Consider the following 24,980-nt stretch of genomic DNA (forward strand, 5'->3'; position numbering starts at 1 on the left):
CCTAGACGCGTTAGCTCCGAGCGAAAGCGACTGATGGTGCTATGATCGGGAGAGGGATAGCCAAGGTCTAAGCCAAGGAATTCGCTGAAAAGCAGTGAATCATTGATGCGTTCCTCCACCTCATAATCGCTCAAACCATACCATGTCTCTAGCAAAAGAATCTTGAACATCAGCAAGGCATCGTAGGCAGGGTTGCCTACGGCATTTTGTGTCTTGGTGTACTTCTTGTTCAGCAGCGTGCGGATACCTCTCCAATCAACGCAAGCATTGATTTGTCGGAGAAAGGAGTGCTTCATNCATGTCGATACAGTTAATTACATGTTAAATATATTAATAATCAGAGATATATACAACATTTCTAGCCGAAAGGCGGCTAAATGTCGTGCAACGGTCTCTCTTCACAAGTCTTCGTGAGAGTAGACCATTTCGCACTTAATTTGGCAAGCGAGGATAAAAAGAGTACCTTTGTGATAGTTAAAAGAATTGGTATGCAAGTCAATCAACCACGCCAGTATGCCATCTCCGATATGTTGGAGGCGGAAATCAAAGCACTACAGTCCATTCCTCAAACTAATGATTACGAGAGAGCCATCGGCATTATCCTTGAGTATATACACGAGGGGAGAGGTCGCTTGATTACCTCGGGTATGGGTAAGGCTGGACAAATTGCTCTGAATATCGCTACGACATTTAGCTCTACCGGTACACCAGCCTACTTCGTGCATCCTAGCGAGGCCCAACATGGCGATCTGGGTATGGTTTGTCCCGGAGATGTCTTGCTGATCATCAGCAACTCGGGTAAGACCCGTGAGGTGCTCGAGCTCGTAGAGCTGGCGCGGCAAATGATACCAGATATACCTACTATACTTATCACTGGCAAGGTGGATAGTCCACTAGCCAGTATGGTGGATGTATGCCTCTCGACAGGTAATCCGCCCGAGATATGCCCTCTAGGGCTGACCCCAACGACTAGTACTACGGTTATGACCGTGCTAGGAGATTTGCTTGTCGTAAGCGTGATGCAGCGCATCGGATTTGGCCATCACGAGTATGCGTTGCGGCATCATGGGGGTTATCTTGGGGCTAAGAGCCGAGAGGAAGCAAGGAATAGTAAGTAAAGACAGACGTGAGTTTGTCTTTAGGGTCGAGGTATTTTGTCCCATATCTATATTATCTAGTCGCTTATTTAGGGGCGTATCAGTTCTTCGTGTTCGGTGCCTGCCATTGAGATGATGGCCGAGCCGAGGGCGTATAATTATTCATATAACGAAGACAATTGAAAACATTTGAAGAATTGGGCGTATCTACGCCTATCTGCCAAGCCGTTTCTGAGCTTGGCTACATTCAGCCTATGCCCGTACAGGAGGCTGTAATCCCTTATCTTTTGGGTGATCCTATCGACCTAGTAGCTTTGGCGCAGACTGGGACAGGTAAGACGGCAGCCTTTGGACTTCCGCTCTTGCAGAAGCTGTCGGAGTATGCCGAACCATCAGCCGCACCAAGAGCCTTGGTGCTCTGCCCTACACGTGAGCTCTGTTTGCAGATAGCCGACGACCTAGTAGCTTACAGTAAATATCTACCCAATGTTCGTGTCCTTCCGATCTACGGAGGTTCGTCCATCGAAGCTCAGATCCGTACCCTCAAGCGTGGGGTCGAAGTCATAGTAGCTACCCCCGGTCGTCTGATAGATTTGATGGAGCGTGGTGCGGCATCACTTGCCGAAGTACGTACTGTTATTCTGGACGAAGCTGATGAGATGCTCAATATGGGTTTTGCCGATAGCCTCAAGACTATTTTGGCTGATGTACCAGAGGAACGCCACCTCTTGCTTTTCTCGGCTACGATGCCAAAAGAGATCGCTTCTATTGCTAAGTCCTACATGCGCAACCCACAGGAGATCGTGGTAGGTAATAAGAACGAAGGCAATGCTAATATCAAGCATGTCTATTATATGGTAGCTGCACGCCACAAGTATCTTGCCCTCAAGCGTATCGTAGACTACTATCCTAATATATATGGTATCGTCTTCTGCCGCACTCGCAAGGAAACACAAGAAATTGCCGACCAACTCATCAAAGATGGCTACAATGCCGATTCGCTTCATGGGGAGCTCAGTCAGGCGCAGCGTGACTATGTGATGCAGAAGTTCCGTATTCGGAATTTGCAGATTCTCGTAGCCACCGATGTAGCGGCTCGTGGCCTAGATGTCAATGACCTTACTCATGTCATTCACTATGGTCTGCCCGATGATATAGAGAGCTATACGCACAGATCTGGACGTACGGCACGTGCAGGTAAGACGGGGTTATCCATCGCCATCTGTCATAGTCGTGAGCGTGGTAGGCTCAAGGATATTGAGCGCATTATCAATAGTAAGATTGAGCGTGTACACATTCCGAGCGGCCGTGACATCTGTGAGAAGCAACTATACAACCTTGCCGACCGTATTGAGCGAGTTGATATGACAGAGGACGCAACACTTGAGGCTTTCTTACCGGGCATCGTGCGCAAGCTTGATTGGCTCGATAAGGAGGAACTATTGCGTCGCCTGATGCTGATGGAGTTTCGTCGTCTGCTCGATTACTATGAGAGTGTAGATGAAATCGAGGAGGCCGATGACAAGGGACGCCTAGAGCGCAGCGCCGAGAGCAGCAAGACCAAGCGTGAGCGTGGAGCCGAACCCGGCATGACGCGTCTGTTTATCAACTTTGGTAAGATGGATCGTATGTTCCCCAATAAGCTTATTGAGCTGATCAATAAGTGTGTGCCGGGACGCGTCAAGATAGGTAAGATTGATCTTTTGCCTCGCTTCTCTTTCTTCGATGTAGACGAGCATGATGCACAAGAGGTTGTAGATAGCATGAATCGCTACGAGGTTGAGGGTAGACGTATCTCTGTTGAGTTTGCAGACAAAGCTCCGACGGCGGTGCGTAGTTCTAGAGGTGTTTCGCCTAGGGGGGAGCGCAAGGCTTCTAGAGGTTCGGATAGAGGATTCGAGCGTAGTGAACGTCGTGGTAGACGCTCCGATGCAGATAGCTGGAGTGACGAACGATCTAGCGCCCGCAAGGCTCGCAAAGGGCAGAATAGAGGAGATGCTCCCTTTTATGGTCGTTATGCCAAGAAGCGGAAATAGGAGAGGTTGTGTTACAATGTTAATAATGTAGCTTAAGCTAAGGAGGAGTACAATAGGGGCGGCGTGACGAAACTTGCATTTCGACACGCCGTCCTTCGTATTAGCTTGTTTATAGGTGTATAGAGAGAGCGAGGTTGAGTGCTTCATCTGGCAAATGCTTATATTTGTTCTCGTATTTTGGGTATTGCTATTTTGTTAATCGCATTATGAAGAAATTAATCATTACACTAAGTTTAGCAGCTATGCTTGCAGCTTGTCAAGGAGAGAAGAAGTCCAATTCTTCTCTAGAGGGAAATCCCCTCTTCATAGAGAATACGTTGGAGTTTGGAGCTCCTGCTTTTGATCAGATCAGGCCTGAGCACTTTATGCCTGCTTTCGTTGAAGGTATGAGGCAGCATCTGGCAGAGATCGACTCTATTGTCAATAACCTCGAGGTACCTACTTTCGAGAATACCCTTGTGCCTCTACAGCGGGCTGGTCTATTGCTTGAGCGTACCTCAACTGTTTTCTCTGGCTTGGCGGGAGCTAATGCAACGGACGAAATCAGAAAAATAGAGGAAGAAGTAACGCCTCTGCTTACGAAGCACTCAGATGCTATAGCTCTCAATGATAGGCTATTTCAGCGTGTCAAGACTGTTTATGAACAACAAATGCATGAGCTTGAGGGCGAAGATGCTCGTTTGCTAGAGATTACCTACAACGACTTCGTTAAACAAGGCGCCAATCTTACAGCCGAGGGTAAGGAGCAACTGAAGAAGGTTAATGAAGAGCTAAGCGTCTTGACTACCAAGTTCAATAATTTAGTCAAGGACGGTACGCAGGCGGCAGGTATTCTTGTTGATACGGAGGCCGAGCTAGATGGGTTGTCGCCTGCTTCAATTGCTCAAGCTAAACAAGATGCCGAGCAGGCTGGACACACAGGCAAGTATCTGCTCAACATACAGAATACGACACGCTCTGCTTATTTGCCTGAGCTCAACAATCGTGATTTGCGTCGCCGTCTGCTCGAGGCGTCTATGATGCGTGGTGAGCGTGGCGACGCCAATGATACTCGCCAGATCGTTCTAGATATTACACGACTAAGAGCAGAGAAAGCTCGTATTCTAGGGTTCGACAACTATGCTAGCTGGGGCCTGAAGGATCAAATGGCCAGCAAGCCAGAGCATGTGTACAGCTTTATCCATAAGCTCGTTGAGGCATATGCTCCCAAGGCACAGGCTGATGCTGCCGATCTAGAGGCTTTCGCCCGCAAGACAGAGGGATCCGACTTCAAGCTTGAGGCTTGGGACTGGGATTACTACGCCGAAAAACTCCGTAAGCAGCGCTACGATCTAGACGAGAACGACATCAAACCTTACTTTGCTTTGGATAGTGTGGTTAAGAATGGCTTGTTCTTTGTGGCCAAGCAGCTCTATGGAGTGGACTTTGTAGAGCGCCATGATCTGCCCGTCTACGCCGATCATGTCAAAGTCTATGACTTGCTCGATGAGAAGGGTGATAAGATTGCAATTTTCTACACCGACTACTATCGTCGCCCAACGAAAAGTGGCGGGGCATGGATGAGTAACTGGGTAGAGCAATCCCGCCTACTGGGCAGAAAGCCAGTAGTCTATAATGTGTGCAACTATGCTCCTCCAGTTGGTGGCGAGCCTACTCTACTTAATATGGACGAGGTGACGACCCTATTCCATGAATTTGGGCATGGTCTACACGGCCTCTTTGCTGACCAGAAGTACACCAAGCTCTCTGGTACCAGTGTAGCACGTGACTTTGTTGAGATGCCCTCTCAGTTCCACGAACATTGGGCTACTCACCCCGAAGTGCTGAGGAACTATGCCAAGCACTATAAGACTGGCGAACCCATCCCTGCAGAGCTAGTAGAGCGTATGAATGCAGCGGCCAAGTTTAATCAAGCCTATGCTCTGGGTGAGAATATCTCAGCGGTGGTAATTGATATGGCTTGGCATATGCGAGATGGCCAGAGTGAGGTGAGCGATGTGGCTAAGTTTGAGAGCGAAGCCCTCAAGAATATGGGAATGCTCAATGCGCAGATCCCCCCACGCTACCGCAGTACTTACTTCCGCCATAGCATGGGTGGTGGGTACTCTGCTGGGTACTATGCCTACCTATGGGCTGAGGTACTAGACAATAATACGTACGACTGGTTCCTAGAGAACGGAGGCTTCACTCGTGAGAACGGACAGCGTCTAAGAGATCTGATCCTATCTCGAGGCAACTCCAAGGATCTGAATGTAATTTTCCAAGACATGACAGGCCTCTCTGAGCCCAAAATTGAGAGCCTTATGAAGGCAAGAGGGCTCAAGTAGCTAGTTCGTTTGTAGCCGTTGGCTAGTATGCCTAGACGGCAAATATCCTAGGGCTGTGGTACAATCTGATTTTGTCCACAGCCCTTTTTGTGTGTCGTCAGAATACGAAAAATGCAACGTGCTGAGGCTGTAGAGAGCATAATGAGGTATGTGACCTGAGCTAAACTTTGTTAGCAATGTAGCATTCAGCTGCTGTTATATGTTTATTATTTACTGTGTGGAATGTCTGATTTATAGCCTATCGCAAGCCTTGTGGAACGTAGATGAAGTAACAATGCTGGTTGTCAGGAGCGGTGAATAAGAAAATATCTACTACTTCGACATCTTTTAGTTAGAAATCACTAACTTCGGAGCGATAAATGAATCGTTCATGTCAATCATCTGTACAAATCATCAGTTCGGATCATGAAAATGAAATTCTACTTATCCCTATTGCTGTGGCTAGCTATTGGCTGGAGTGCAGCGGCGGGACCTGTGGGGCGTAGGGAAGCCTTGAAGATAGCTATTCGCTTTGTTGAAGTGGACCATAGCAGTCAGCTACGCAGTGCTATAGCCGAAGAAATGAGTGGGCAAGCTCAGAGCTACTACATCTTCAATGATGTGCGTAAGCAGGGCTTTGTTATCGTTTCTGGTGATGACAATTTGCCTGCTGTCATTGGTTACTCGGATAGAGGATATGTAGATGTCGCAAATATGCCTGAGCAGTTGGCATCGCTACTCAAGCACTATGAGAGGCGTGTGAAGCAGCTGCGTGCTGCGACCTCTGGCTTAGGAGATAGTAGGAGCCTACGCAACCTATCTAGATACCCCAAACCAGTAGTGGCTCCACTCGTTAAGTCTGTGTGGAACCAAGATGAACCCTACAACAATATGACCCCTAGCGTCGGCTCTGCCCATGCACCCACGGGGTGTCTGGCCACGGCGATGGCTCAGATTATGTACTTCCATAAGTGGCCAGAGCAGGGTGAGGGTTCCAATTCTTATCAGCCACAGTACAAGGCTGCTCCCGGGGCTAGATTCTATTATCCTAGACAGTCCGTAGACTTTAGTAAGTCTACCTATGACTGGAGCAATATGCAAGATGTCTATAGACGGGACAATGGTCAAGACGGTTGGACGGCAGAGTCGGCCAAGGCTGTAGCTCTGTTGATGAGGGATGCTGGGGTTGCGGTCAATATGGGTTATACTCCTAGAGAGAGTGGTGCCTACATTTCGGACGCCGAGAAGGCTTTCCGCAACCACTTCGGCTACCAAACTCATGCGATCATTCGTGACTCCTCCGACGAGGATTATGTGCTCTCCTCGCTCAAAAAAGAGTTTGATAACGGCTACCCTGTTTTGATGACCGGCGTTGGAGATCTCGGCGGACACGCTTGGGTCATCGATGGATATGACGAGAATGGATATGTCCACGTGAACTGGGGCTGGGGTGGTCTGAGCGATGGCTACTATGAGCTCAACTTCATGAACCCCCAAGGTCTTGGTATCGGTGGTGGAGGCGGTAAATTTAATCAAGCCCAGTTCTTTATTTTCACTCGCCCCAAAGGCAAAGAGGGAGTTACGCCTCTCGATTTACAGCCCAGACTGAGCTTCACCCAGTCCATGATGTCTTTGGTACAGCCAGCTACCGATTGGGGCAAGAAGATAATCACGGTACAGTACATGCAGGTTGCCAATCTCTCTGTCCCCTCCTATACTGGTCGCCTAGGTGTAGCGCTCTACAATGACAAGGACGAGCAACTGCGTGTCTTCACGGGTGCCGATGTAGTATACGATGTGGATATGTACATGTATGTCCCTGCGCAGATAAGGCTTGCCGTAGACCTAAACGACATAGAGCTCGCAGATGGAGTATATACTTTGAGGGCTGTCAGCCAAGAGGTCGTTTCTACCTCCAATAAGCAACCTAAGGGAGCATGGCTGCCTATAGGAGCTGCCAATCGTATCGAGATCGAGGCCGAAGCAGGTAGCCTGAGCTTGGTTGATGCTGGGCATAAGCCTAGACTCAAACTGACTAGCCAGCCCAAGGAAGTCTATCGCATTGTGCTAGGGCGTTCTGGCTCGACTTCTCTAGAGATTTATAACTCATCGCCTCGTCATATATCTGGCTCAGTCGGGCTCATCTTCAGCGAGCCCGGTAAGGCGCCTATTGATACTGTTTTTACGACCCCTATTGATTTCTATGGGTATGCGAAAAGCCATAGACTCTACTCCTATGGCCTCTCTACACGAGGTAAAATCAAGCCCGGACGCTACAATGTAGACTTCTGCTTCGTAACCCTCCCCACGGAGGATCTTACGGGTCAGGCCATACCAGCTCAGACATATGCCATAAGTGGTACTCGTGAGCCCTATCAGATAGAGGTTTTGGCACAAGAGGAGCAGCCAATACTTGAGTATGTAGATCAGGGTGCAGGTTCTTTCGACTTCTTCCAAGATGGCAAGGTTATAGAGTCCGATATCCTAGATATGGCGGTAGTCAAGTATGATAAGATTGATATCGGCATTGAGGTGCGCAACTTTGGAGCAGACTATGCAGGGACTATTCGCTATCGCTTGCTCGATATGCAGGACAATACGTGGGTAGATCTAGGGCAAAAAGAAGGTGTATCTATCAAGAGAAATCTCTTCCTAAAGTCCTCTAGATCCAAGGTGTGCATTCCATTCAAGACGCTCTCTCTCAAAGAGGGAAGAGAGTATGAGTTGCATGTAGAAGCACTCGTGGGCGAGGCTTGGGTAGATGTATGGTCGGCCACTACACCACGCAGATACGTTAGCTTCAAAAATCTAGATAAGATCACTAGCATTGATCTGCTACACGCTCGCCAGAGCCCACAGGTTTACCCTAACCCAGCCTACGCTGTGGCGCACATCGCCAATGCTCCAGAGTGCGTGCTCTATGTAGAGATATTCGATCTGTCGGGGCGTCGTGTGCAGAGCACAGAGCTCTCGGAGGGCAATCGTGAGCTCGACCTCTCTAGACTTGCTTCGGGGCTATATGTGTTGCGTCTGAGCACCCCTGAGAGAACTTGGATACAGCGCTTGGAGAAGCGTAATTGAACATCTATACGCACCTATTCCAGCGAGGTAAATAATGGCATCTAAAATTGGTTTTTAACTATACGGCGTCAGCCATAATCAACTCAATTATTCATCATATCAGTACAGATTAGGTATGAAAAACATTCTAATCATCGGGTCTACGGGGCAGATTGGTACAGAGCTTGCCATGGCTCTGCGTAAGCGCTACGGTAATGATCATGTCGTTGCGGGGTATATTCCTTCGATGCCTCCCAAAGGGGAGCTACTCGAGTCGGGTCCTGCAGAGATCGTTGATATAACCAATGCGCAGCAAATAGCCGATGTCGTTAAGAAGTATCAGGTCGATACGATCTACAATCTGGCGGCTCTGCTGAGTGCAGTGGCCGAGCAGAAGCCACAGCTGGCTTGGCAGATTGGCCTAGGCGGGCTCTTCAATACCCTCGAGGTGGCACGTGAACTGGGTTGTGCAGTCTTCACTCCTAGCTCCATAGGTGCTTTTGGCCCAGAAACACCCAAAGACAAAACTCCTCAGGATACCATACAGCGCCCCAAGACGATGTATGGCGTGACCAAGGTTTCGGGAGAACTTCTTAGCGATTATTACTTCAAGAGGTTTGGTGTAGATACCCGATCTGTACGATTCCCCGGGCTTATCTCCAATGTGGCACCTCCGGGAGGAGGTACTACGGACTATGCTGTGGATATCTACTATGCAGCGGTCAAGGAGGGTAAGTTTACTTGTCCTATTAAGCCCGGTACATATATGGATATGATGTATATGCCCGATGCGCTGAGGGCTTGTATGGATCTGATGGAGGCCGACCCCTCTAGGCTGGTGCACCGCAATTCCTTCAATATCGCAGCCATGAGCTTTGCTCCCGAGGAGATAGCTGCAGCGGTCAAGAAGCTGATGCCAGAGCTAGAAGTGACCTACGAGGTGGATCCGCTAAGACAAGGTATTGCCGAGAGCTGGCCCAACTCTCTAGATGACTCATGTGCACGAGCCGAATGGGACTGGAAGCCAGAGTACGACCTAGATAGTATGAGCCTAGACATGATACAGACGCTTAAGGCTCGCTTCGGTAAGTAACATTGATATAGTCAAAAGACAGTGGGGAGTATCGAGTATTCGATACTCCCCACTGTCTTTTGGTACATACAAGTGCCTAGAAGATCATTTGGGCTCTGACTTGTAGTGTGTGGAAGTCTACACCGTCCAGAGGCTGGGGCGTAATCGCTCCGCCTGCCGTGGCGTGCATGTCGTGATCTAGATAGGTGTAGCCGATACCAAAGAGCAGATTGGCACGTGGGTACCAGTTAAGCCCAAGCATAGCGGCAAAGGCCTGACCGCCGTAGAACTTCTCTTCGATGTCATTGAGGTTTACAGCACCGAGGCGACCGATGATCTCTAGCCCTCCTCTGTGGTCTAGGTTGCCCACGGGATTAAAGACGGCTTCGCCCTTGATGTATTTGCGCTGCTTGCCTAGAAGCATGTAGGAGCCCGTAACGGTCCAGCCACTGACGAACGAATGTCCTCGCTCTTTGTAGTTGTACCGATTGAAAAGATACTCACTCGTGATGAATAGTTTGTCGAACTTGAAGGCTGCCTCTAGCCCACCCAGTAAGTAGTTCTCCACGCCACTAATCGTAGTCGTGACGAAGCGACGGCTGTCTATCGTAGACTCGGGTAGTGTGCCGATGTTGATCTGCCCAGCCACACCGTCGGGTACTCTAAAGCGGCTATAGGCCCCGATGTGTAGGGTTGTGTAGTCGTTGTCGATAGGTACATAGGCTGCTCTCGCACTGATGCCATAACCATCGTTGCCTCGGTTGGCTCTAGGCAGGTGGGCTCCTGCTAAGGAGCCAGCATAGGCTCCAGCCGAGAGCCAATACTGTTTGCCCCAGCGGGCATACGTCACCCCGATGTATCGCTCACCACTGGTGAGCATACCTACCGCCATAGGAGTGGCGACACTTAAATACTTGGAAGCAGTGTTGTTTTCCATACTCACGGGGTCTTTGAAGTAACCCATGATGAGCTTGGAGCCCTGATCGATGTGCCAAAAGAGGGCTGCGTCTGTCATCGCTACTTTGCGATCGGAGTAGTTGGCATCGAAGCGACCGCTCCACTTATTACCCAACATGGCGTGCAGGCCTAGGCGCATCTGTGTGAGGTTGGCACCGTTAGAGAATCTAAATGGTTCGGAGGCGTGTTGTAGTTGGCTCACATCGGTCTGGGGGAGGTAAACCGCTCCGTCGTACGTAAGTCGGCCATCAAATCGGATCCTTAGCTCCTCGTTGCCCACGGTTACCGTCTTCTGTGCTGTTGCTAGGCTCATACAGCTCAAGCAAGCAAGCGTGCATAACAGTCTTTTCATAGATGACATTATAGTTAATAAGTAAGCAAAAAGACAAGCAAATGACGGAGCGACAAGATACATTTGGCTCGCAGCTGCCGTCACCCTGCGCCATCGTACGCCCGAATTGTAGGGCTGTGTCCGCTAGAGCTGGGCCAGTGACACAGATAGTCCCACAACTTGTGCAGATGACACACCAACGGCAAATATACTTATAATCTCTCGTACAGAGGATCTTCGCTTACCTCCTCGATCAACTCAACGAACGGTGGTAGCTTGATCTCTGCCCCGACCTCAGTCTTGACTTGTAATAGCTGGAAGCCTAAGTCTGGCTCTATGAACCTATCTAGCTCGAAGTATTGCTTAGCCCAAATGAAGCTTTTCCGCATCTTGTGCACTACCGTAGCCTGCTGGTGGTCGATGCGGTTCATGCGAGTTAGATATTCGTCAGGGCTGATTTGGCGCTCTGTGATGATGGTTTTGCTTGCCATATCACTACTCTTGCGCTTCTCGCTCATGAAGTAGACATAGTTGCCACGCAGCCCACGCTTACGTAGCCTTAGGCTAGAGCCGTCCTCGAGATCGATATAGGTTTGGTAGATCTCTGCTTCTACGCCATAGGGGATCTCGCCGACTACACGCACCTGCATCTTACGTCTTGTCTCGGTAGGCATATCGGTATCGCCGAGGATGCTATGAATGGCACGCAGGGTATTATTGACCTTGACATCGAAGTCTACATTATTCTCCACGATACGTAGCTGGGGGTGCCCTGTCCATGCCTTCAGGATACGGTTATCCAGCTCTCGTGCCTGCTCAATGCCTTCGTGTCGGGCGCTGTTGTTCTCTGTCGTGTAGAACTCCTCGGCGCCGATAGCGGCAGTCACCATGTGTATCACACCATCATAGCGAGCGTCACGGAGCTTGACTTCCGATAGCCCTAGTTCGTCGAGCATAGCCTGCCAGATCGTTGGCTCCATATAGGCGGAGATATCCATCGTCCCACGGTCTGCGATGATCAGTACGGGTTGCTTGGCAGAGCGGGCTAGCTCCATGAAGGTATCCTCCATCTGTATCTGGTACTTGAGCACGGCCTTCTCTATGTTGTAGAAGTACTGCTTGTCGGGTGTACCGAAGTCGATCGAGGCGTTGTTGAAGATCGTAGGTGTTTCGGGTAGGGCATACACCAAGTAGCCGAGGTCGCTGAAGCGCTCGATGATCTTGGCTAGAGCCGTTGTTTTACCAGCGCATGGACCCCCAGTGAGGGCAATACGTAAGATATTTTTATTCATGTATCTTTTATAGAAATTCCTTATTTACCTGAGCAAAGATAGTGAGATGGGCGAGATAATACTGTCTGGCTTGGGATAAAAACCGTCTGCTCCCAAGCGCTGTGCTGCCCCATTATGCAATTTACATTTCCCTACACTTAGAGGCTCTTTTGTATCAGTATTGCTGTTTGTGTCAGCGATACTGGTAGATGGCGTATTTGCCTCCCAACGGGCTCTAGGTTGCGTTTGCCTTCATTTGGGCACTTTGCCCTAGGCTGATGAAAATACCCGCCCTAATCGAGGTTTTTGTAAGTTGTTAATATATAGGTTTATAAAAAATATTTTTCGGGGGTCTTATACACGCTTAGTGTATTTTGGTCTATTTCTTCCCATCAACTCTTTGAGATTGGTGGACACACCTCGGCAGGTTAGTCCTCCAATTTCCAAAAGTATTCCCATCAATTCTTTTCAGCGATCTCGCTCTCTCTTACGAACCCTTGCTCTATTTGCCCAAATATCTTAGTATATAATTAACAGCTTTTAACTAAAAAGTAGAAGAATGAATAGGATAGGCTTCTCCTATTTTCGTCATAGTACTATTGTTGCCGAGGTATGAGTCTGTCCTCCCTGCAGGTCGGGTAAGCCAGTTGGGTAGGCCTAGTCTTGCAGGATTGAGGCAGGAGGCATCTGTTTGAATTGTATTATATTTGTGGCATTAGCTGTTTTAATCCTAAAAAACGAAGTAAACGCTATGATTAAGAAATTATTATTGAGCCTAGGGCTAATGCTCACAGCACTCCCTATGGTCGCTCAGAAAACTGCCTTCCGTATCGAAGGTGGAGCATCGCTCTCCAATATGAGTATTAGTACCTTTTCTCAGCCAGACTATGACGGCAAACTGAAGATGAACTATCGTGCCGGCATCGCATACGAGATGAAGCTAGGGTCTATCTTCTACTTAGCCCCCGGTTTGGTTATTAAAGGTGGTGGCGCAGACCTCAATCTCAAGGGAATCCTCTCGGACGAACGCTACGGCGAGTTTCACGAATGGATGGGCAAAGTAGACAAGGAGCTACAAGACCATTTGCAGTCTGGAGGTGCTCAGGTTGCTCTAACCTCTCATGCTATCTCGGTTCCCCTAACACTCGGGTTTAGGATCAAACCTTTCCGAGCTATTGGGATCTCTATCGAGGGGGGGCCTTACCTATCTTATATGCTCAAAGAGGAGATTAAGTTAGGCTCCAAGACTACTAGCTTCTCCGACTTTGCCAAGCGTACGATCGACTCCTTTGAACTAAGCCAATTTGACTATGGTTTGGGAGGGTCTGCCACTGTCGAGCTTGCACTGCTCTATGTGAGGGCAGGAGTCGATATTGGCACTAAGAATCGTCTGTCTGTCAATGTGGACAAGGCCAACGTTTCGGTCAATAACTTTGAGGGTACCAAGAAGGTGCTTAATAGCCTAGGTGCCAAGGATATGAATTTTTATCTGACGGTAGGGCTTCGATTCTAGAGCGGGGTGCACTTGTTGCCACCTCTGGCCGACATATTCCTCAAAAACGCTCCGCATCATGGTCGCTATTTGGCCTCCATGGTGCGGAGTATTTTTGTCCAAAACGCTCTCTTGGGGCAAGTTTTTTTTGCACTCGTGGAGAGAGTCGCTGACGCAAGTCATTATTATTAGGGATAGATAGCCGAAAATTATGTATTTTTGTGGGCATTATTTTTCACAAATAAAACGTTCAAACAGTGTTATGGCAAATGTAATTTCAATAAAGAAGGGCCTCACACTTAATCTAAAGGGCAAAGCGCCAGAGAAATATCTGGCCTCGTCTGGTCGAGCCAAGACCTATGCGATTGTCCCTGACGATTACGTGGGCTTGGTTCCCAAACTTGCAGTGCAGGTAGGTGACCGAGTACAAGCAGGCACTCCTATTGTTTATCACAAGGCTAGCCCTGCGCTCAAGCTGACCTCTCCCGTAAGCGGCGAAGTGGTGGCTGTGAACCGTGGAGCCAAGCGCAAGATACTTAGCATCGAAATCAAACCCGATGGGCAGCAGGAGTTCAAAACCTTCGACGTGCAGGGACTTACCTCTAAGGGGCGCGAGCAGATCCTCGCTGCTCTGCTCGAGAGTGGACTCTTTGCATTCTTCAAACAGCGTCCCTACGACCGCATAGCTAACCCAGAGGTTGCGCCTCGTGATATCTTCGTGACGGCCAACTTCACCGCTCCGCTTGCCCCCAACTTTGACTTCCTCGTCAAGGGGCGTGAGGCAGAGCTACAGCTTGCACTCGATGCTCTGACGAAGCTAACCTCTGGCAAGGTCTATCTAGGTGTTAAGCCCGGGTCGCTCTCTGGCGTCAAGGTTGTAGAGCGTGTAGAGGTTTCGGGACCACACCCAGCAGGGTTGGTAGGTACCCTCATCAACCACATCAAGCCTATCAATAAGGAGGAAGTCGTTTGGACGCTCAAGGCTACTGATCTGCTTGTGATCGGTCGTTTCCTCAAGACTGGTCAGGTCAATTTCTCTCGTACGGTAGCTCTTACTGGATCAGACGCCAAGCAGCACGGCTACATGGAGCTTCTCCCCGGAGCTCGCTTCTCAGAGGCTTTCCCCGAGGGTCTAGCCATCAAGGCTGAGCATGAGCGTGTCATCGACGGAGATGTTTTCACTGGGGTTAAGGTTGACGCCGACCATGAGTTCATCAGCTACCAGTGTGACCAAATCACGGTAATCCCCGAGGGCGATGACGTACACGATATGTTTGGCTGGGCACTGCCGGGCTTCGGTAAGTTTAGTATGAGCCGTAGCTTCTTTAGCTGGCTGACCCCCAAGAGCAAGGAGTATGTGCTAGATGCACGCTTGCAGGGTGGGGTACGTGCCATGATCATGAGTGGCGAGTACGACAAGGTATTCCCCCTAGACATCTATCCCGAGTTCTTGCTCAAGAGTATCATTGCCTTCAACATCACAGACATGGAGAACCGAGGTATCTACGAGGTTGCTCCAGAGGACTTCTGTGTGTGTGAGTTTGTCGATACGTCCAAGATGCCTCTGCAGCAGATCGTTCGTCAGGGTCTTGATGAGCTGTACAAGGAAATGAATTAATTGTTGGACTTATAAAAAGTTAAGACTTTGAACGCTCTAAGAAAACAACTCGACAAGATAAAGCCCGCCTTTGAGAAGGGCGGTAAGCTGGAGGCTTTCCACACGGCATTCGATGCCTTCGAGACCTTCCTCTTTGTCCCCAATACTACGAGCAAGCGAGGCGTGCACGTACACGATGCTATCGACAGCAAGCGCACGATGTCTATGGTGCTTATCGCCCTGATGCCTGCGCTCCTCTTCGGTATGTACAATCTGGGCTATCAGCATTACCTCGCTATTGGTCAGGAAGTAGGGTTCCTAGACAAGTTCGTCTACGGATTGCTCTCTATGCTTCCTCAGATTATTGTGAGCTATGTGGTGGGTCTAGGTATTGAGTTCGTCATTGCCTCCAAGAAGGGGCACGAAGTGGCCGAAGGGTTCCTTGTGACGGGGATGCTGATCCCTATGATTATCCCAGTAGAGACACCTCTATGGATGATTGCAGTAGCCACGGCCTTCTCTGTGGTATTCGCCAAGGAAGTGTTTGGCGGTACGGGCTACAACGTATTCAACGTGGCTCTAGTGACGCGTGCTTTCCTCTTCTTCTCTTATCCTGCTGCCATGTCTGGCGACTCTGTATGGGTGCGTCTGACCGATACATTCGGCATTGGCGCTGGTAAGGTGGTGGACACGTTCTCTGGTGCTACTCCTCTGGCTCAGATTGCTGCGGCCAAGGGTGAGGTGCCTGTCATCCACGATGCTCTTGGTCAGCCTTTGAGCCATCTAGATGCCTTCCTCGGCCTAATCCCCGGTTCTATTGGCGAAACGTCTACACTGGCTATCCTCATCGGTGCGCTATTCCTCATTTTTACGGGGATTGCTAGCTACAAGATTATGCTCTCTGGGGTAGCAGGCGTAGTGGCTATGGCTTCTATCTTCAACGCTTTCGGTACTACGATTGCTATGCAGACCACACCGCTACAGCACCTGCTCTATGGTGGCTTCGCCTTCGGTATCGTATTCATGGCTACCGACCCCGTAACTGCAGCTCGCACAGAAGTAGGTAAGTGGATCTATGGATTCTTCATCGGAGTAATGGCTGTATTTATCCGTGTGCTCAACGCTGGTTATGCCGAGGGTATGATGCTTGCTATTCTCTTCATGAATATGATGGCTCCTCTGATTGACTATATGGTCGTAGAGCGCAATACTCAGAAGCGCCTAGCTCGTGCGCTTAAGTCTAAGGCTTAATACATATCAAGCAAATGAATACAGATAAGAATTCATATACGATTATATACGCAGCGATTATGGTCGTAGTGGCTGCTGTACTGCTAGCAGGTGCCGCCACAGTGCTCAAGCCAGCCCAGCAAGCTAATGAGAAGATTGACAAGATGCAGCAGATCCTGCGCTCTGTCGGTCAGACCCCCGAGATCTCTCAGGTAGAGGCGACCTACAAGACTATTATTAAGAAAGAGCTGCTGGTAGACCTAGACGGATCGGTCAAGTCGGAGTTCGATGCCGAGGCAGAGAGCAAGGCTTTTAAGCTCAATACTGAGAATCTCTTCAAAGTATTCGCCAAGGAAGGTAAGGCAGAGGACGGTTTCCCCCTCTACATCGCAGAGGTAGACGGCAAGACTGCCTATATTCTGCCGATGAATGGTGCAGGTCTGTGGGGGCCTATTTGGGGCTACATAGCTCTCGATGCTGCAGACCACTCTACAGTAATCGGTGTAGACTTCGGCAACAAGGGCGAAACTCCGGGGCTAGGTGCCGAGATCTCTACGCCTACCTTCGCAAATCTATTCGTAGGTAAGCAGGTCTACAGAGATGGTGCGTTCAAGAGCATCGCTGTGGTTAAGGCTGGTAAGGTGCTTAGCGACCAAGACTATGTAGACGGTATCTCGGGCGGTACGCTTACTAGCGATGGGGTACACGCTATGCTTGAGGCTTCGATCTCGCCTTATCAGAAATTTCTCGAATCTTATAACGCACAATAGTCATGTCTCTCTGGAACAATAAAAATAAAGAAACACTACTCGCACCTCTGGGTAAGAGTAACCCTGTGCTCGTGCAGATGCTCGGTATCTGCTCGGCTCTAGCCGTGACGGTGAAGCTGGAGCCCTCTATCGTGATGGCACTAGCCGTGACGGTGGTGGTAGCTTTCGCCAACGTGATCATCTCCTTGCTGCGCAAAACGATACCCGGTCGTATCCGTATCATCGTGCAGCTCGTGGTGGTGGCTACGCTGGTAACACTCGTGAGCGAGGTGCTCAAGGCTTTCGCCTACGATGTGAGCAAGCAGCTCTCCGTGTTTATTGGTCTGATCATCACCAACTGTATTCTGATGGGTCGCTTGGAGGCCTTCGCCCTAGGTAATGGCCCATGGGAGAGCTTCCTCGATGGTATCGGTAACGGTCTTGGCTATGGCATCGTATTGGTGGCCGTTGGTTTCTTCCGTGAGCTATTCGGTACGGGGCAGCTATTCGGTATGCAGATTATTCCACAGGCTGTGTATGACTTTGGTTATGTCAATAACGGTCTGATGATCTTGCCTCCGATGTCACTCATTCTCGTGGCGATACTCATCTGGATCCAGCGCTCACGCAACAAGGAGCTACAAGAGAACTAGTCCCTCATCCCAATAATATAGTATAATAGAATGGAATCATTAGCTTTATTCTTTAAGTCCATCTTTGTGGACAATATGATCTTCGCCTATTACCTAGGGATGTGTTCATTCTTGGCCGTGTCCAAGAACGTTAAGACTTCCTTCGGTCTAGGTCTAGCTGTTATCTTCATCTTGACTTGCACCCTGCCCATCAACTACATGCTAGAGAACTATGTCTTCAAAGAAGGCGCACTCTCTTGGCTTGGCGAGGAGTATGCAACGCTCGATCTCTCTTTCCTCTCACTCATCGTCTTCATTGCGGTGATCGCCTCTTTCGTACAGCTCGTAGAGATGGTGGTGGAGCGCTTCAGCCCTTCTCTGTACGCTTCGCTGGGTATTTTCCTGCCACTAATCGCCGTAAACTGTGCGATCCTCGGTGGTTCGCTCTTCATGCAGCAGCGTGAGTTTGTAAACGTAGGCGAAGCTACTGTGTATGGTTTAGGCTCTGGTATTGGTTGGTTGCTCGCTATCGTAGGTATGGCTGCGATCCGTGAGAAGCTCCAGTACTCCGATATTCCTAAGCCTCTGCGTGGTCTAGGGATTACGTTTATCGTAACGGCTCTTATGGGCTTGGCTTTCTTGAGCTTCTCTGGCGTGAAGATGTAGTATCAGATTAAACTATTAGAGTAAAGAGAAAATGACAGTAATCATTATAAGCGTAGCGGTTTTCCTACTGATTACGCTGATTCTAGTGCTAACGCTGCTGGTGGCCAAGAGCAAATTGGTACCATCGGGTAACGTCAAGCTCAACGTCAATGACGAGATGAACGCCGATGTTGCTATCGGTGGCACATTGCTCTCTACCCTACAAGGGCAGAATATCTACCTCTCCTCCGCCTGTGGTGGTGGTGGTAGCTGCGGACAGTGTCGCTGCCGTGTGGTAGAGGGTGGAGGCGAAATCCTCCCTACCGAGCAGGGCTTCTTTAGTCGTAGAGAACAGAAGGAACACTGGCGCCTAGCTTGCCAAACCAAGGTCAAGGAGGACATGAAGGTGATCGTGCCTGAGGAAGTCTTCGGTGTGAAGGAGTGGGAGTGCGAAGTTATCTCCAACCGCAACGTATCGACCTTCATCAAGGAATTTGTGGTGAAGCTCCCCGAGGGCGAAGTTATGAACTTCAAGAGCGGTAGCTACGCACAGATCACGATCCCTAAGTACGACATCAAGTACTCGGACTACCAGATCGAGGAGAAGTTCCACGAGGACTGGGATAAGTTTAAGATGTGGGACCTCACCGTCAAGAATGAGGAGGAAACAGTCCGAGCCTACTCTATGGCCAACTATCCAGCCGAGGGTAATATCATCACGCTCAACGTGCGTATTGCCACACCTCCATTCGACCGTGCTACGGGTGGCTTCATGAAGGTGCCTCCCGGTATCTCTTCGTCCTATATCTTCTCGCTCAAACCCGGCGACAAGGTCAAGATGAGTGGCCCTTATGGCGACTTCCACATTCAAGAGACGGATAACGAAATGCTCTACATCGGTGGTGGTGCTGGTATGGCTCCTCTACGTGCTCAGATTCTGCACCTCTTCAATACGGTTAAGACTGGCCGTAAGGTGAGCTACTGGTACGGAGCTCGTAGTAAGAAGGAGATCTTCTACGAAGAGGACTTCCGTGAGATCGAGCGCAACTTCCCCAACTTCAAGTTCCACATTGCCTTGAGCGATCCTCAACCAGAGGACAACTGGGACGGTTATGTAGGCTTCATTCATCAGGTGATCCTAGATAACTACCTCAGCACGCACGAGGCTCCAGAGGATATCGAGTACTACATGTGCGGTCCTGGCCCAATGGCCAATGCCGTTAAGGGTATGCTCGAGAATCTTGGTGTTGAGCGCAGCTCACTCTACTTCGACGACTTCGGCTAATCTATCGCCGAATGAATAATGCAAAGGGCTGAATTCCGAGTCTTCCGACTCTAGGATTCAGCCCTTTTGGGTGCGTGAATTGAAACCACGTGTCGTAGCCAACATACCACAAAAACAGACCCTGTCGCATCCCGTGGGGATGCGTGAATTGAGACATCATCTGCTCGTCGTTGGGGCGCATCCGCACGTTCTGTCGCATCCCCTGCGAGATGCGTGAAGAGGCTATCAACAGAAAGAAAACTCATGGCTAATCCTCCATATCTTAGTATAGGTATGGAGGATTATGTATTTTTGACCAAATTCATCAACACTTACCTCCAAGTAGATTCAATCATGACAGATTTCCATGCCATTCGCTTAGCAAGTCAGCTCCTATCTCAATCAATGGTACAGAGCCCTGCGGATATTGTAGCTCATTTCGGCGCTATCCAAGCCCAACACTACGAGATGGCTAAATGGGCTATTGGTATGCGCCTAGCACCTTCAGCGGGGGCTTCGCTAGATATCGTACAGCAAGCGATTGATCAAGGGCAGATCCTACGAACGCACATTATGCGCCCTACTTGGCACTTTGTCACAGCCGAAGACATTCGCTGGATGACTCAACTCTCTAGAGCATCCATTCAAAGAGTCATTAGAGATAAGAAAAGATTAGAGGCACTTGGGCTAACCGAAGATCTATTCAAGCGAGCTATACGACTATTCGAGAAACATCTAGCAGGGAATAGAGGACTCACGAAAGAGGAGCTCGACACTCTATTTGAGTCCGAAGGCATTAGGCTGGTTACTGGGACGATGTATCGCCTATTGATGTTTGCTGAAACAGAAGGGGTTATTTGTAGTGGAGCAGATAGAGTAGGCAAACCTACCTACGCCCTGCTAGACGAACGCACCCCCTCGACTGCAGAGATCTCCGAAGACGAGGCAATAACTCGTTTGGCTAGAGCCTACTTTCGTAGCCATAGCCCTGCGCAACTCACCGACTTCGTTTGGTGGTCTGGGCTAACTACACGACAGGCTCGCCAAGCTATCGACAACCTAGAGGGTGAGCTAATTCGAGAAATCTATGAAGGACAAACGTATTACATATACAGCTCTTGCGTAGAGCCTGTGATAGAACCCATGAGGGATCGTATACATCTACTCCCTGCTTTCGACGAATATATCATTGCCTACAAAGATCGGGATCTCATCATACCTGCCCAGCATCAAAAGGCGTGTTATACCAATGGCACATTCTACCCAACGATTTTGCAGCATGGACGAGTGGTAGGGCTATGGAGCCGCAAGAAGAATAAATCTGGGGTAACTGTCGAGGCAGAGTACTTTGAAGCAGAGGGAGCACGTGAATTAAATCTTAGCGCTCCGACCAAACTCTATCAGATCTTCTATTCTAGATAAAGCTCTTACTTGAGCCTATTGAGTTGATCAAAATAAAAAACTGAATGATATTCAATAATCTACATGCAGAAGAGAACTCTCCTAATTGGCATTAGTGGAGTTTACATTATTTTTGCCTAAAATCTATCATTTAGGTATAAGTAATTGGCTATGAACAGCCTTTTGAGTTATGATTTTCAGCAGGTAATGATTTAGCGACCTATCTTCTGCAATGACACACAACGCTTTGCATAACTCGAACAACCTACTGCAAAGGTAACATTATCTACGGAGAAAGTTTCGTCTTTCTCCGTTTTTCTTTTCTATATAGTTGTCTATTCAGACAACAGCTTTTATCCTTTTCGTCTCATTGCTCATTGTTGTGGCAGTCTTTCTTGTGAAGGCTGCCTTTCATTTTTTCGCTCTATCCTCTGCGGTGTTCCTCTCCACGTTCCATTCTATGTATTCGCATCGGGATCGGTTGTTCGTTGTCAGCGGCAAAGGTAGTTCCGGGCTTTCACGTACAAAAAAGGTCGGGGCGGCAAGCCGTTTAGGCGACAATCTCCACACTTCCATTTCATTGCAGGTAGTATTCTCGCCGTAAAACCTTGTTTGTCCTAAGCCCTACCTTTTTAAGCCCCTGAAACGAAAACGACCGACCCGACGGAAAAACGCATAAAAAAAATGTCGGAAACACGAGGACAGAGAAAAAGAAAAATGGAAACTCTACCTCCCTCACCTCTGGAATCCGCATAAAATCAAAAAAATCAGACAAGATGAAACCGAGATACAAAATATCAATTTGGGTGGCTCTTACACTCGCAGGCTCTCTCCTTTGGGGCGGAAGCGTCTGGCTTTGGCTGGCAGGGTTATGTGCAGGGAAATTCCTCATTCGGCTACTCCTTACCATCACTTTGGCAATCGCAGTGTACATCTTGGCTTATGCCCTCATCATCGGGACAATACTTTGGATACTCATTTCTTAGACAGACAGATATATGAAAAGAAGAAGCAAGACAATCGCACAGCAATGCAGATACTACGAAGTGGACAACATTTTCGAGTATATGGTATCGGTTTACCTCAATGGGAATATATCCGCCTTTAGGGAACTATACAAAGAACTCAATCGGAAGGACAGAAAGGAATTTATCCTCTATCTCTTCTCAGAAGTTGAACCTATTCATATCCAAGAAATCATTTTAGCAACAATCTAATAGTGGGAGCGATGGAAGCATTCAGATTTTACCAAGATAGAAAGGTTACTTGTTGGGAGCGCACCCACTTTGAAGTAACAGCAGAGAATTACGAGGAAGCCGTTGCTATTGTCAAGTCGTGGCAGGGAGAGGATGTACTTTGTTTTGAAGACAACGAGAAAGTCATCATTATGGACGACGAGACCTTATATGAAACCTCCGAAAGCCTATCCGTAAAGGAAAATGGAGGGAAACCTACTATCGAGGTCTTTGCGGACAATGGAGAAGACATCATCAATAATACAACCCTATAACACCAAACGAATATGAGAACGGCAATAAGAACATACGAGGTATATAACCTCCACGAACTGACAAGAGAGGCACAAGCAAAGGCACACAGCCATTGGGCGGAACATTTTAACTATGGTTGGGACGAAGAAAACCGAAAGACATTGCAAGCCTTTGAACAGATATTCAATATCAAGGTGGACAGATGGTCATACGATAATTATTCCTATTGGTATCGTTTCACTTCTCATTACAGCGAGGAAGAAGATAATTTGAAAGGGGTTAGACTACTGAAATACCTTGTCAATAACCATTGGAACGACTTGTATATACCCAAAACCATTTGGGGGCACAATTACAAGAGAAAGCGTAAAAGTCGTGTATTTGTTACCAATGATTGCGTATTGACGGGCTATTGTATGGACTATGAGATATTGAAGCCCATATACGACTTTTTGAAAGCCCCCGATGATACCACCCTATACGAACTTATGGACAGGTGCTTGAATGGATTTTTCAAGGCTTGCAGGGACGATATGGAATACCAACTCAGCGAGGAAGCCTTTGCAGAGAGTTGCGAAGCCAACAACTACGAATTTCTTTCTGACGGAACATTATTCAACTGATAAAAACAACAAAGACAATGAAAGGTACAGAGCATTTCAAGGACGTTATCCAAAACTATTTGGAAACGAGAGCATCATACGATGAACTCTTTGCAGGGAATTTCCGCAAGGAGAACAAGAACATAGACGAGTGCATTACCTACATCTTGACGGAAGTCCAAAGAATGGGGTGTGCAGGTCTGTCTGATGAGGAGGTATATTCCCTTGCCGTGCATTATTACGATGAGGATAACATCAAGGTAGGCACGTCCATCAACTGCCAAGTCGTGGTAAACCATACTATCGAACTCACAGAAGAGGAGAAAGCGGAAGCACGGAAAAAGGCTATCGAGCGATACCAAGCAGAGGAATACCGCAAACTTACCGCTAAGAAACCGAAAGCGGAGAAGCAGGCGGAGGAGCAACTCCAACCCTCCTTATTCGAATTTTAATACTAAACAGCGAACGAATATGAAACCAAGAAACAAGTTTGAGAAAGCAGTACTTGCCGAGAGTAAGAACTTACGCCCGATAACCAAGATACAATGTAAGTGGGCATTTAGAGGGTGTATAGACCACTTTGCCTATCGACTTCCCAAAGGTCGTACAACGTGCATGGATTGCGGTCATAGTTGGATAATGGAAAAGTCGAAATACACTTGCACCTGCCCTCATTGTAGGGCAAGGTTGCAGGTCAAGGAAACCTTTGAACGCAAGATAAGACAGAAGCAATACTTTACGATACTTACCACTTGTGGAGAGTACCAAGTACTAAGAATGTTTCTTCTTTCTGTGGAAATGGAGAAAGGTTGCAAGGCATCATCATACATCTTTGAAATCGGTCAGTATTGGTGGAACGCACAAGGACGAAAGACGATTATTGCCGTTCAGAGAGTATTGGGCAGATACATCGACACCTTTTCTTATTGCTCGCCTATGGCAATCCGCAACGACAACGAAGCCTACCGCCATATATCATACTCCCCGATATATCCGAAGTTCAAGGTAACGGAAGCACTCCACAGAAATGGTTTTAGAGACGATTTTCACGACATCGAACCAACCGTTCTCATTCCTGCCCTGTTGTCCGACAGCCGTGGGGAAACATTGATGAAAGCAGGCAGAACCGAACATCTGAAATACTTTCTTAACAATTCACGGACATTTGATGCTTGTTGGCAGTCCTATAAAGTCGCCACTCGCAACGGCTATAATATAGAGGACATTTCGATATGGTGCGACTACGTAGATATGCTCCGAAGATTGGGCAAGGACATACACAGCCCGAAGTATGTTTGCCCTACTGACCTGCATAGGGAACACGACCTAAGACAAAATGAACTTCGCAGGCAACGAGAAAAGGAAGAAAAGGAGAAGAGACGCAAAAAAGCAATAGAGGACGAGAAGCGTTTCCACGAACTCAAATCCAAGTTCTTCGGTATCTCATTCACGGACGGCACAATCCGAGTCCACGTTTTGGAGAGCGTGCGGGAATTTTTGGATGAGGGAGTGGCAATGCACCATTGCGTATTCGACAATGCCTACTATCTCAAAGAGAACTCGCTTATCCTTTCGGCTACCATTGAGGGCAGACGGATAGAAACGATTGAGGTCAATTTGGATACGTTCAAAGTGGTGCAAAGTCGTGGACTATGCAATCAAAATACGGAATACCACGACCAAATTATCAATCTTGTCAATGCCAACCGCAAACTGATAAGGCAGAGAATGAGACAAACAGCATAAAG

21 protein-coding genes and 1 pseudogene are annotated in these 24,980 nt (G+C 48.4%); 19 read left to right on the forward strand and 3 right to left on the reverse strand.

Annotated features, from left to right (window positions below):
* Positions 1-293: pseudogene (locus tag HQ41_RS07725) on the reverse strand (transposase); the annotation flags it as partial.
* 195 nt (positions 294-488) lie between these two features.
* Here HQ41_RS07725 and HQ41_RS07730 point away from each other — a divergent pair.
* From HQ41_RS07730 to HQ41_RS07750, 5 genes are all read left to right on the forward strand, one after another.
* Positions 489-1,118: an SIS domain-containing protein gene (locus HQ41_RS07730; RefSeq protein ID WP_044190244.1), complete on the forward strand. Its 630-nt coding sequence runs from the start codon at positions 489-491 to the stop codon at positions 1,116-1,118.
* A gap of 158 nt (positions 1,119-1,276) precedes the next feature.
* On the forward strand, positions 1,277-3,133 hold the full coding sequence (locus tag HQ41_RS07735; protein WP_044190134.1) for a DEAD/DEAH box helicase: 1,857 nt from the start codon (positions 1,277-1,279) through the stop codon (positions 3,131-3,133).
* A gap of 206 nt (positions 3,134-3,339) precedes the next feature.
* Entirely contained in the window at positions 3,340-5,460 is a 2,121-nt protein-coding gene (locus HQ41_RS07740; protein ID WP_235316942.1) for a M3 family metallopeptidase, read from the forward strand.
* A gap of 411 nt (positions 5,461-5,871) precedes the next feature.
* On the forward strand, positions 5,872-8,520 hold the full coding sequence (locus HQ41_RS07745) for a thiol protease/hemagglutinin PrtT (protein ID WP_044190137.1): 2,649 nt from the start codon (positions 5,872-5,874) through the stop codon (positions 8,518-8,520).
* A 115-nt stretch (positions 8,521-8,635) separates the two neighbouring features.
* Positions 8,636-9,592: an L-threonine 3-dehydrogenase gene (locus HQ41_RS07750; protein WP_044190140.1), complete on the forward strand. Its 957-nt coding sequence runs from the start codon at positions 8,636-8,638 to the stop codon at positions 9,590-9,592.
* Between the two features lie 76 nt (positions 9,593-9,668).
* On the opposite strand, the gene HQ41_RS07755 is transcribed toward HQ41_RS07750, so the two are convergent.
* Both HQ41_RS07755 and HQ41_RS07760 read right to left on the reverse strand, forming a co-directional pair.
* On the reverse strand, positions 9,669-10,841 hold the full coding sequence (locus tag HQ41_RS07755; protein ID WP_161780597.1) for a porin: 1,173 nt from the start codon (positions 10,839-10,841) through the stop codon (positions 9,669-9,671).
* 230 nt (positions 10,842-11,071) lie between these two features.
* Positions 11,072-12,151: an ATP-binding protein gene (locus HQ41_RS07760; RefSeq protein ID WP_044190144.1), complete on the reverse strand. Its 1,080-nt coding sequence runs from the start codon at positions 12,149-12,151 to the stop codon at positions 11,072-11,074.
* Between the two features lie 730 nt (positions 12,152-12,881).
* Here HQ41_RS07760 and HQ41_RS07765 point away from each other — a divergent pair.
* The 14 genes from HQ41_RS07765 (at position 12,882) to HQ41_RS07830 (ending at position 24,978) form a co-directional block, all read left to right on the forward strand.
* Positions 12,882-13,643 carry a porin family protein gene (locus HQ41_RS07765; RefSeq protein ID WP_081964810.1) on the forward strand — a complete coding sequence of 254 codons (762 nt, stop codon included), beginning with the start codon at positions 12,882-12,884 and terminating at the stop codon, positions 13,641-13,643.
* 241 nt (positions 13,644-13,884) lie between these two features.
* Entirely contained in the window at positions 13,885-15,240 is a 1,356-nt protein-coding gene (locus HQ41_RS07770) for a Na(+)-translocating NADH-quinone reductase subunit A (RefSeq protein ID WP_044190150.1), read from the forward strand.
* A 27-nt stretch (positions 15,241-15,267) separates the two neighbouring features.
* Entirely contained in the window at positions 15,268-16,470 is a 1,203-nt protein-coding gene (locus HQ41_RS07775; RefSeq protein WP_044190152.1) for an NADH:ubiquinone reductase (Na(+)-transporting) subunit B, read from the forward strand.
* Positions 16,471-16,484: 14 nt separating this feature from the next.
* The gene (gene nqrC / locus HQ41_RS07780; RefSeq protein WP_044190153.1) at positions 16,485-17,219 is read left to right on the forward strand and encodes an NADH:ubiquinone reductase (Na(+)-transporting) subunit C; all 735 of its coding nucleotides are present in this window, start codon (positions 16,485-16,487) and stop codon (positions 17,217-17,219) included.
* A 2-nt stretch (positions 17,220-17,221) separates the two neighbouring features.
* Positions 17,222-17,851, forward strand: coding sequence for an NADH:ubiquinone reductase (Na(+)-transporting) subunit D (locus tag HQ41_RS07785; RefSeq protein ID WP_044190157.1), 630 nt, complete (start codon positions 17,222-17,224; stop codon positions 17,849-17,851).
* Between the two features lie 30 nt (positions 17,852-17,881).
* Positions 17,882-18,496, forward strand: a complete 615-nt coding sequence (nqrE, locus tag HQ41_RS07790; RefSeq protein ID WP_044190160.1) for an NADH:ubiquinone reductase (Na(+)-transporting) subunit E — start codon at positions 17,882-17,884, stop codon at positions 18,494-18,496.
* A gap of 31 nt (positions 18,497-18,527) precedes the next feature.
* Positions 18,528-19,760: an NADH:ubiquinone reductase (Na(+)-transporting) subunit F gene (gene nqrF, locus HQ41_RS07795; protein WP_044190162.1), complete on the forward strand. Its 1,233-nt coding sequence runs from the start codon at positions 18,528-18,530 to the stop codon at positions 19,758-19,760.
* Between the two features lie 273 nt (positions 19,761-20,033).
* A complete protein-coding gene (locus tag HQ41_RS07800; RefSeq protein ID WP_161780598.1) occupies positions 20,034-21,161 on the forward strand; it encodes a winged helix DNA-binding domain-containing protein in 1,128 nt (375 codons plus the stop codon).
* Between the two features lie 755 nt (positions 21,162-21,916).
* Positions 21,917-22,126, forward strand: coding sequence for a hypothetical protein (locus HQ41_RS09985; RefSeq protein WP_013815838.1), 210 nt, complete (start codon positions 21,917-21,919; stop codon positions 22,124-22,126).
* A 12-nt stretch (positions 22,127-22,138) separates the two neighbouring features.
* Positions 22,139-22,357 carry a hypothetical protein gene (locus HQ41_RS07810; RefSeq protein ID WP_004584361.1) on the forward strand — a complete coding sequence of 73 codons (219 nt, stop codon included), beginning with the start codon at positions 22,139-22,141 and terminating at the stop codon, positions 22,355-22,357.
* Positions 22,358-22,368: 11 nt separating this feature from the next.
* Entirely contained in the window at positions 22,369-22,650 is a 282-nt protein-coding gene (locus tag HQ41_RS07815) for a hypothetical protein (RefSeq protein ID WP_004584360.1), read from the forward strand.
* Positions 22,651-22,662: 12 nt separating this feature from the next.
* Entirely contained in the window at positions 22,663-23,253 is a 591-nt protein-coding gene (locus HQ41_RS07820) for a hypothetical protein (protein WP_044190175.1), read from the forward strand.
* Positions 23,254-23,270: 17 nt separating this feature from the next.
* A complete protein-coding gene (locus HQ41_RS07825) occupies positions 23,271-23,684 on the forward strand; it encodes a PcfK-like family protein (protein WP_004584358.1) in 414 nt (137 codons plus the stop codon).
* 19 nt (positions 23,685-23,703) lie between these two features.
* On the forward strand, positions 23,704-24,978 hold the full coding sequence (locus HQ41_RS07830) for a PcfJ domain-containing protein (RefSeq protein ID WP_044190178.1): 1,275 nt from the start codon (positions 23,704-23,706) through the stop codon (positions 24,976-24,978).
* Positions 24,979-24,980 lie beyond the last annotated feature (2 nt).

Source organism: Porphyromonas sp. COT-290 OH860 (genome assembly GCF_000768935.1).
Taxonomy (GTDB): Bacteria; Bacteroidota; Bacteroidia; order Bacteroidales; family Porphyromonadaceae; genus Porphyromonas.